Source organism: Coprococcus sp. ART55/1 (assembly GCF_000210595.1).
GTDB lineage: Bacteria > Bacillota > Clostridia > Lachnospirales > Lachnospiraceae > Coprococcus > Coprococcus aceti.
Genome location: NC_021018.1, coordinates 2,978,108 through 2,979,362 on the forward strand (window position 1 = coordinate 2,978,108; position 1,255 = coordinate 2,979,362).

The window sequence follows — 1,255 nt, forward strand, 5'->3', positions numbered from 1 at the left end:
CATATTTGTTTTCTTCCATTTTTTCGCTCAAATTCTTTCTGCGAAACTCTATACAGCCATTATCTGCATCTACAGTAAATTCCTGTGGCATTGTATATCCCTCCGATTCAATAGGGTATATATCATAATTCCAGCCTCCGCCAAATTCCACCAACAAATCACCTGGATACATCTTTACGCAGGAGAAATCTGAATCGGTAAATTTAATATAACTATTATCATTCTCATCAAGGACATGTGAAGAATCCATTGAATACAATCTGTCCTCATGCTGTATCCAATATTTTTTAAAATATCGTTCACCTTCATTCTCATATGCATTTACAGCCTCTTTGTACGACATAGGTGAGCCATTATCTGTAATTATATTTGACGCTTCTGTTGTGGTTACCTCAGTGGTTGTTACTTCTGTTGTGGTTTCTTCTGTTGTCACTTCTGTTGTTGCCTCTGTTGTAGTTGCTTCTGTTGTTGTCGCCTCTGTCGTTGTCTCCTCAGTTATTACCTCTGTAGATAACACTCCAGAACCTGATTTACCATTATTTCCACAGGAGCACAATAATGCAATTCCTAATACTGCACAGGATCCTATTATTGTTTTTCTTAATTTCATCATCTCTTCGCCTCTTTCTCAGCAGATTGCCGTATATTATTCAAATTATAAATAAGTTTCTAGTATGCCTCCCCTCTTTTTGATTCTTTTATTATTTTTTACTCATGTAGCTCTTCTGAACTATAGGAGTTACAACGCCTATCTCTATTTGACCCATGTCAAAACCATACGGCGTTAACATCCATATAAATTCGGATTTTTAATCTATTAACACCAGTTATATTCAAATCAAAATTCTGAGGCAGAACACCACTCTTAACAACATCCGATGAATATAGCAGCTCACCGTCGCCATATATTTTTACTTTACCAGCCGCAGAGGATTCAGCATTATCCTTACAGTCATAATGTAATACAACCTTACCTGACAACTTGTCATACTTACCGCCGAGTAAATATTCTATTTCGCTGCTTTCCGAGTCTGAAAACATATATCCTCCAGATTCACTAAGTAATATACCGGAAGAATAAGAAGTTCCAGTGTTATCCTTATCTATTCCAGCCCACTTATGTATGTCGCTATCCTTGTAAAATTCATCCAAATCAGAGAGCGACACAGGCTCAAAACTAGAAATTCTTTCAAGCTCATCTAATAACTCTACATCTTTACCAACTATATTTATTGCATCGTTAATTACTTTTTTG

General features: G+C 36.2%; 2 protein-coding genes. Both read right to left on the minus strand.

Annotated elements, in window-relative coordinates; genetic code table 11:
- A partial coding sequence (locus CCU_RS13405; protein ID WP_208896295.1) for a hypothetical protein occupies positions 1-613 on the minus strand: 613 nt, incomplete at its 3' end.
- A 155-nt stretch (positions 614-768) separates the two neighbouring features.
- Positions 769-1,255 (minus strand): NPCBM/NEW2 domain-containing protein (locus CCU_RS13410; protein ID WP_208896296.1); only part of this gene is annotated, 487 nt, incomplete at its 5' end.